Genomic DNA, 7,861 nt, shown 5'->3' on the forward strand with positions numbered 1-7,861 from the left:
TGACCGGACGGAACTTCACTTCCTTGATCTCGACCTGCTTCTGCTTCTTCTTGGCGGCCTGGGCCTTCTTCTGGGTTTCGAACTTGAACTTGCCGTAGTCCATGATGCGGCAGACCGGCGGGTCGCCATTCGGCTGGATCTCGACCAGATCGAGCCCCGCTTCCTCGGCAGCTTTGAGTGCCTCGTCGCGGGTCAGGATGCCGAGCTGCTCGGAATCCGGTCCGATCACACGCACGCGCGGCACGCGGATTTCATGGTTGCGACGGTTGCCCTTAGTTTCGGTGGTGGCGATACCACTATCCTCCAGAAGATGTTGAATTCGGCCAACGTGGCATCAGCGCCACGTCTCGGCCTCCAGGCGTTCGATGAAGCTGGTCAGTGGCATGCTGCCAAGGTCTTCTCCCGAACGGGTACGCACAGAAACCGCCCCCGATTCCTTTTCGCGATCGCCGACCACAAGCAGGTAGGGCACTTTCTGCAACGTATGTTCGCGGATTTTATAGCCGACCTTTTCGTTGCGCAAATCCGCCTTTACGCGGAAGCCTTTGTCGACAAGGGTTTGCGTCACCTGCCGCACATAGTCGGATTGCGCATCGGTAATGCTGAAGACCTGCGCCTGCACCGGAGCCAGCCAAGCCGGCAGATTACCAGCATGATGCTCGATCAGGATGCCGATGAAGCGCTCCATCGAGCCCACGATCGCCCGATGCAGCATAACCGGATGTTTCCGTTGACTATGTTCGTCGACGTACTCGGCCCCCAGGCGCTCGGGCATCATGAAATCCACCTGCATGGTGCCGACCTGCCAGGCACGGCCGATCGAATCCTTCATGTGGTATTCGATCTTCGGCCCGTAGAACGCGCCTTCGCCCGGCAACTCTTCCCACTGTACGCCGGCCGCACGCAGCGCGGCGCGCAGGGCATTTTCGGCGCGATCCCACACCTGGTCGCTACCCAGGCGCTTGTCCGGGCGCATGGCGATCTTCAGGGCGATGTCCTCGAAGCCGAAGTCGGCGTACACCTTCATGGCCTGCTGGTGGAACGCAGTGACCTCCGATTCAATCTGTTCTTCCGTGCAGAAGATGTGACCGTCGTCCTGCGTGAAAGCGCGCACGCGCATGATGCCGTGCAGTGCGCCCGACGGTTCGTTGCGATGGCAACCGCCGAATTCGCCGTAGCGCACGGGCAAGTCGCGATAGCTGTGCAGCGAAGTGTTGTAGATCTGCACGTGGCCGGGACAGTTCATCGGCTTGAGCGCATAGGTGCGCTTTTCCGATTCCGTGAAGAACATGTTTTCCTGGTAGTTGTCCCAGTGGCCGGACTTCTTCCACAGGCTCACGTCCATGATCTGCGGACCGCGCACTTCCTGGTAGCCGCTCTTGCGGTACACGCCGCGCACGTACTGCTCCACCGTCTGCCAGATGGCCCAGCCGTTGGGATGCCAGAACACCATGCCGGGCGCTTCTTCCTGCTGGTGGAACAGATCAAGGGCCTTGCCGATCTTGCGATGGTCGCGCTTCTCGGCTTCCTCCAGCTGATGCAGGTAGGCCTTCAGGTCCTTGTCGTTCAACCACGCCGTGCCGTAGACGCGCGTAAGCATGGCGTTGTTGGAGTCGCCGCGCCAATACGCGCCGGCCACCTTCATCAGCTTGAACGCGCGCAGCTTGCCCGTATTAGGCACGTGCGGACCGCGGCACAAGTCGGTGAACTCGCCCTGCGTGTAGAGCGAAAGCTCTTCATTGGACGGAATGCTTTCGATGATCTCGGCCTTGTAGGCCTCGCCGATGCCGCGAAAAAACGCGACCGCGTCATCGCGCGACTTCACACTGCGCGTAACGGGCAGCTGTTCCTTCACGATCTTCTCCATCTCCGCCTCGATCTTCACCAGATCATCGGGGGTAAAAGGGCGTTCGTAGGCGAAGTCGTAATAGAAGCCGTTGTCGATCACCGGGCCGATCGTGACCTGCGCACCGGGGAACAGGCGCTGCACGGCCTGAGCCAGGAGATGCGCGGTGGAGTGACGAAGAATCTCCAACGCCTCCGGGCTTTTCTCGGTGACGATTTCCAGGCTCGCGTCATGGTCGATCATGAAGCCGGCGTCGACCAGCTTGCCGTCCACTTTGCCGGCCAGGGTGGCCTTGGCCAGGCCGGCGCCAATGGAGGCGGCCACGTCCTGCACCGTGACGGAATGGTCAAAGGGGCGTTTGCTGCCGTCGGGTAGCGTGATTTCGATCATGGCGTGATATCTCGAAAAACAAAAAAGGCGCCGCACGCGCCCTTTTCATGGAAAGACAGGTGTGGCGAAAGTCAGTGATGGAAGCTCGTAGTTGCCATGTCGCACACTCGACCGGCGCCGGGGCGCGGGCCACCTTAGTCTCGAAAGTCGGGAACCGAACGCTAGTTTAGCGCAGCGGCCGTGTCAATTCCGCGACGACCTGCCAGCTATACAATAGGCGGCTCACCTCAAGGACATTGCGATGCGTGTACTCGTCACCGGCTCGGCCGGCTTCATTGGCGCTGCCCTCACGGAACGTCTTCTGGCCCGGGGCGATCAGGTTCATGGCATCGATAACCACAACGACTACTACGATCCGGCGCTGAAAGAAGCGCGCCTGGCTCGCTTCGCCACGCACCCGCATTACACGCATCTGCGTGGCGACCTGGCCGATGCCGGGGCCGTGAACCAGGTCTTCCATGATTTCCAGCCCCAGCGGGTGGTGAATCTTGCCGCGCAGGCCGGCGTGCGTTATTCGCTGAAAAATCCGCACGCCTATGCGCAAAGCAATCTGGTTGGCTTCGTCAACATTCTGGAAGCCTGTCGCCACCACAAGGTGGACCACCTGGTCTACGCCTCGTCCAGCTCGGTCTATGGCGCCAACCGCAAATTGCCGTTCGCCGTCGAAGACGCCGTCGATCATCCGGTCAGCCTGTATGCCGCCAGCAAGAAGGCCAACGAACTGATGGCGCATACCTATAGCCATCTGTATGACCTGCCCACTACCGGCCTGCGTTTCTTTACCGTCTATGGTCCGTGGGGTCGCCCGGATATGTCGCCCATCCTGTTCGCCGACCGCATCGTGCGTGGCGAGCCGATCGACGTCTTCAACCACGGCAACCATAGCCGCGATTTCACCTATGTCGACGACATCGTCGAAGGCGTGATACGCACGCTCGATCACATCGCCCGGCCCGACCTGAATTACGACGCCACATACCCGAATCCGGGTACCTCCAGCGCACCGTATCGCCTGTACAACATCGGCAACGATCAGCCGGTACAGCTGATGCACTTCATCGAGCTCATGGAGCGAAATTTGGGACGCACGGTGGAAAAACGCCTGCTGCCGATGCAACCGGGCGACGTGCCCGACACCTGGGCAGACGTATCGACGCTGCGGCGCGATGTAGGTTACGCGCCGAATACGTCAATCGAGGACGGGGTGGCGAAGTTCGTGAAGTGGTATCGCGAATATCACCACATCGCTGCGTAGTCTCCTCGTTGCGATCACTCTCGCGAAACGGACATCACTGCCACGGGGAATGCATCTAGAACGGCTTGGCGATCACGAAAAACACCACGCCAAGCAGCAGCACAATCGGCAATTCGTTCAACAATCGTAAGGTGCGCGCCGATGGCAGCTCGCCGCCGTTCTCGCTGCGCTTGAGCAAGCGGCCTGTCCAAATGAAATAGGCCAGCAGCAAAGCCACCAACGTGAGTTTGGCATCAATCCAATGCAAAGGCCCCACGACGTTTGGCAGCGTGCCCGGAAAGACGCGCCAGCCTTGCCACAACGCCAGGCCGAACAGAAAAGCGATACCAAACAGATTATGGCCGAAGCGATACAACCGGCGCCCCATCAGACACAGGCGCGCCTTCACCGCCGGCTCGTCGCCCGCCTCGGCGATATTCACAAGGATTCTCGGCAGGTAAAACACCGCCGCGATCCAGGCCATCACGAACACGACATGCAGGCTTTTGATCCACAGGTACGTCATGGCGGCTCCGCGCGGCAATGGTGACGCGCCGGATGTTACGTGGATTGGTTGTTGGCGTCAGCGGTTGCGGCGAATGGGCGCAGCAACAAACGCGGTCTAGGCATGCGGCAACACGATCCGGAAATCAGTCCCCTGCCCGAGCTGGCTGGCCACGGTGATGGAGCCACCATGCCGTTCGATCACGGCTTTCACGAATGGTAGCCCCAGCCCGACGCCCATGTCCCCGTTGCGTTGGCCGCCCCCAACCTGGAAGAAGGGCTCGAACAGGTGCGGCAGGTTGTCCTCAGCGATACCCATGCCGTGATCGATGACGTGCAGCACCAGGCCCTCCTCGCCTTCATCCAGCAGGCGCACCGTAATGGCGGTATGCGAGGGCGAATACTTGAGCGCGTTGTCGATCACGTTGACCAGGGCACGGATCAGCATGTCCGGGTTACCCATGATCGCCGTGTCCTGCCGATCGCACTCCGGGCCTATCAACTCGATCGCCTTGTCCCTGGCTGCGAGCCATAGCTGATCCATCGCCTCGGTAGCGATATCCAGCAAGGTCACCGGCGCAAAGCTCTCGCGCTGGATCTGTTCGGCGCGCGAGAGCTGCAGAAAATCCTTGGCTACTCGCAGCGAATACTCGGCTTGCCGGCGCAAATCTTCCAGAAAGGCGCGATCATGCGGCACATCGCGATGCAGCCCTTCGGCGCGCTCCTCGATCAGCGAGAGAATGGTAGAGAGCGGACTGCGCAAGTCGTGCGCGATATGGCGCAAGGCCTGTTTGTCGTGCGCGATGCCTTGCTTGATGTCAGTGATGTCGATAAGGCAAACCAGGGATGATGACTGCTGCTCTTCCGGGTGGGAATGCAACCCCGTATCGGCGCCGGCATAAGGCACATACAACAGCATATGTTCGCGCCCTTCAAATCGGATCTCCACGCTGTCGCTTTCTGCGCCTTGGCAATATCGGCTCACCAGTTGCTGCACCTCACCCAGCGACGCGCCAGCATCGCAAGCTGCCGACTCCGCCAGCATCTCCACCGCCTTGGCGTTCCATACCGATATCTTGCGATTTACCACTACGAATACCGGATGCGGCAATTGGTTGACCAGGCTGACGAAGGTGCTTTGCAGGCTACGGATTTCGCGCAGCGCCAGTCGTACATCGCGCAACGGATCACTGCGCCGGCCAGATGGCGCCGGCATGGACGTAGCGACCTCGACCCCACCCACCGCCGAGGCGATCGCACGCAACTTGTCCACCTCCCGCTCCAACAGGTTTTGCGTCCGGCGCAAACGCTCCCAGGCAAAATGCGCATAGATCAAGACACACACCAGAGGCAGCAGCCCCACTCCAAACCATTGATGGCATGTCGCCAACAACAGCATCGGCAACAAGAACATCAGCGCAAACCAGCCCAAGGCAGCGGCATGCATCCAACGCCCCGGCATCAATGCACAGATCAGCACCATGCCCAGGGCGATCGCCAGATAGATCGGCATGGCGACCGTGCCAGGCAGTTCGCTGGCCATGTTGCCGCTGAGCACTGCATCGGTTATCAGCGCATCCAGTTGCGGGCGTGATACGGCATCCATATTCAGCGAGGAAATCTGGAAACCGGCGTCTTCGCCCAGTGCCTCACCCGCAAAGACGATGCGGTCAACGAATGCGCCTGCGGGTACGCGGCCATCGAGCACATCCGCCAAGGAATAATGCGGCAACTGTTGCGGCTTTCCCGGCATCACCAACACCGCATCGGTGCGCGATGGTGCAAGCGATAGTGCATAGGACCGCTGATGCGCATGCGATTGCTCATGCACGTGACCAGCACCGGCAATGCGAATCGCCTCAAGCACGATGTTTGGATAGCCACCTTGTCCGGCAGGCAGACGAGGCACAAAGCCGGTCACCACGCCGTAATGCCCTACGGTGACATGCCGCTGCCCGCGTCCAGCGGCAGCCGCCGCAAGCACTGTCGGCAACATGTCCGCCTTCTGGCCTCCGGCCATCGGCAATACAACGCGGCCGTTGTGCGCCATGCTGGTCGCCAGCGCATCGGCATGCACGTCGTCGGCAAGGGAATAGTCGAGGACGATGCTTGCGGCTTGATCGAGGCGTTGCACCAGCGCGTTGGTGCGTGCGGCAACACCCTCAGCGCCGTTTTCGCCCAAGCTTTTCTCATCGATCAGCACAACCGCGACCTGATCGGAGCCGGGGTGGGCAAACAACGTGGAAGCCGTATCAAACCAGATCTTGTCGAAGGCACCCGACATCGAAGCTCCCATCGGATGCCAGCTGAATGCGGCCATCAACAACAATAGGCCGATGACCAAGATTCGCGCCCAAGCGGTGCGGGAAACGCGGCGCATGTTGGCTTCGCTCGGCAACATCTGGCGCTCCGTGTGCAGCGATGCGGCTTTGTCTTCTTTCTACAAAGAGCGGGTTAGGCGAGAAAGCCTGAATGACAGTCGCAGGCTGCAACGATTGAGCCGCGACAACCCGATCTAGCAATTCAATGTCCTACTGCGACTCGCTTCGCCGATGCTCTCAAGCCAGCAACGGTGGCTTGCCGGCGCCCTGGTTGCAGCAGTTCCTCCAGGCGATAGCCATGGCTATACACGGTGGAAAGCAGCATGCCGTTCCTGGCCCGCAACTGCAGTGCATTGCGTAGCTTGCTGACATATGTGGCCAGGGTGGCGTCGTATCGGGAATCGCTCTGGCCCCAGATCTTTTCGCTCAGTTCACTCTTGGTCACTACGCAGCCAACCTTGCGGAAAAAGTGCATCGCAAGCTCGAATTCACGCTGCGGCAGACTCACTATCTTTTGGCCGTCCACCCCGTCCACCATCACGCTGCGTGCTTCGGCATCCAGCGTATAGCGACCTACTTTGATCTTTTTTGCGCGCATGTTTTCCGGATAGTACTTGCGTACTTGCGCGCGGATGCGGGCAACCAGTTCCTGTTCACGCGCCGGCTTCACTACATAGTCGTCAGCGCCAGCGTCCAGGCCCTGCACGATGCTGCTTTCGCCATCATGCTGGGTCAGCATGATGATGGGTACGTCGCAGTGCTCACGCATGGCGCGCGCCCACTTCAGCACTTCGATGCCGCACTTGCCGGGAACATCCCAATCCAGCAGCAGGACGTCGGCCGGCTCGTGCTCAAGCATGCGCACAAAACTGTCGCCATCGTGGCGAATCACGCATTCATAACCCGCCCGGCTCAGCCAGCTGGCGACGGTATAGGCCTGCTTCACGGTGTCTTCGAGAATGGCGATACGCATGATCGTGTCCTCACGTGATGGATGACTTCCACGGCTTGGCGCCCGTCCCTCTTTATCCCGATATCGCCCTCGTTGCGTTGGCGTCTGTCGCGTCAGGCTATTTCCTGATCGGATGTAGGGATCATAGGAATCTTCGTACATCCAAGACATAGGACTGATACTAAAAAACGTAGGTCAGCAGCCGCTCGCCATGCGTCAACGCTGGCGCAGCCCATTGGCAATGTGTGCAATAGAAAGGCCCCCTTGCGGGGGCCAGAAGCTTCATCCTAGGGGGTCAATGAAGCTCAAAGTTGCTAACCACCGGTCTCGCAGAGGAATGGCCAACCGGCGAGGACAGAGTGCACGGGAAGGAGACCGCAAAAAATCAGGAAGAAGCCCGACAGATTGTCAGATTAGTACTACAAACGAGCTCTGCCGAACTCGTCCAGAACCGTACTGCGCCTACGACACGCAACAAAAAAGCTGCCCTCGTGGAGGACAGCTCTTGGATTTTTGCTCTTCCAGCCTCGGTCCAAACAGACCAAGTCGCTGATTTAATTGGTGGGCGGTACAAGGATCGAACTTGTGACCCCTTCCATGTCAAGGAAGAAGAA

7 protein-coding genes are annotated in these 7,861 nt (G+C 59.7%); 2 read left to right on the top strand and 5 right to left on the bottom strand.

What is annotated here, in order from left to right; genetic code table 11:
- Together infC and thrS are read right to left on the bottom strand one after the other, a co-directional pair.
- A partial coding sequence (gene infC / locus V7M64_RS21630) for a translation initiation factor IF-3 (RefSeq protein WP_333682188.1) occupies positions 1 to 292 on the bottom strand: 292 nt, incomplete at its 3' end.
- Between the two features lie 42 nt (positions 293 to 334).
- A complete protein-coding gene (gene thrS / locus V7M64_RS21635; RefSeq protein WP_333682179.1) occupies positions 335 to 2,236 on the bottom strand; it encodes a threonine--tRNA ligase in 1,902 nt (633 codons plus the stop codon).
- Between the two features lie 241 nt (positions 2,237 to 2,477).
- On the opposite strand from thrS, the gene V7M64_RS21640 reads away from it, so the two are divergent.
- Entirely contained in the window at positions 2,478 to 3,491 is a 1,014-nt protein-coding gene (locus V7M64_RS21640; RefSeq protein ID WP_333682181.1) for an NAD-dependent epimerase, read from the top strand.
- A gap of 55 nt (positions 3,492 to 3,546) precedes the next feature.
- Here the strand turns inward: V7M64_RS21640 and V7M64_RS21645 are convergent, their stop codons facing one another.
- Together V7M64_RS21645 and V7M64_RS21650 are read right to left on the bottom strand one after the other, a co-directional pair.
- Positions 3,547 to 3,996 (bottom strand): CopD family protein, encoded by a 450-nt coding sequence (locus V7M64_RS21645; RefSeq protein ID WP_333682183.1) that lies wholly within the window; start codon positions 3,994 to 3,996, stop codon positions 3,547 to 3,549.
- Positions 3,997 to 4,092: 96 nt separating this feature from the next.
- On the bottom strand, positions 4,093 to 6,375 hold the full coding sequence (locus V7M64_RS21650; RefSeq protein WP_333682185.1) for an ATP-binding protein: 2,283 nt from the start codon (positions 6,373 to 6,375) through the stop codon (positions 4,093 to 4,095).
- On the opposite strand from V7M64_RS21650, the gene V7M64_RS21655 reads away from it, so the two are divergent.
- Positions 6,311 to 6,493 (top strand): hypothetical protein, encoded by a 183-nt coding sequence (locus V7M64_RS21655; protein WP_333682190.1) that lies wholly within the window; start codon positions 6,311 to 6,313, stop codon positions 6,491 to 6,493. The genes V7M64_RS21650 and V7M64_RS21655 overlap by 65 nt on opposite strands.
- Positions 6,494 to 6,497: 4 nt before the next feature.
- Here the strand turns inward: V7M64_RS21655 and V7M64_RS21660 are convergent, their stop codons facing one another.
- Positions 6,498 to 7,268: a response regulator transcription factor gene (locus V7M64_RS21660; protein WP_333682187.1), complete on the bottom strand. Its 771-nt coding sequence runs from the start codon at positions 7,266 to 7,268 to the stop codon at positions 6,498 to 6,500.
- Positions 7,269 to 7,861 lie beyond the last annotated feature (593 nt).

Source organism: Dyella sp. (assembly GCF_036746095.1).
In the GTDB taxonomy this organism is placed as follows: Bacteria; Pseudomonadota; Gammaproteobacteria; order Xanthomonadales; family Rhodanobacteraceae; genus Dyella_B.

Coding starts and splice junctions, on each gene's coding strand:
- V7M64_RS21660 (WP_333682187.1), bottom strand. CDS start 7,268: ATGCGTATCGCCATTCTCGAAGACACCGTGAAGCAGGCCTATACCGTC.
- thrS (WP_333682179.1), bottom strand. CDS start 2,236: ATGATCGAAATCACGCTACCCGACGGCAGCAAACGCCCCTTTGACCAT.
- V7M64_RS21640 (WP_333682181.1), top strand. CDS start 2,478: ATGCGTGTACTCGTCACCGGCTCGGCCGGCTTCATTGGCGCTGCCCTC.
- V7M64_RS21655 (WP_333682190.1), top strand. CDS start 6,311: ATGACCAAGATTCGCGCCCAAGCGGTGCGGGAAACGCGGCGCATGTTG.
- V7M64_RS21650 (WP_333682185.1), bottom strand. CDS start 6,375: ATGTTGCCGAGCGAAGCCAACATGCGCCGCGTTTCCCGCACCGCTTGG.
- V7M64_RS21645 (WP_333682183.1), bottom strand. CDS start 3,996: ATGACGTACCTGTGGATCAAAAGCCTGCATGTCGTGTTCGTGATGGCC.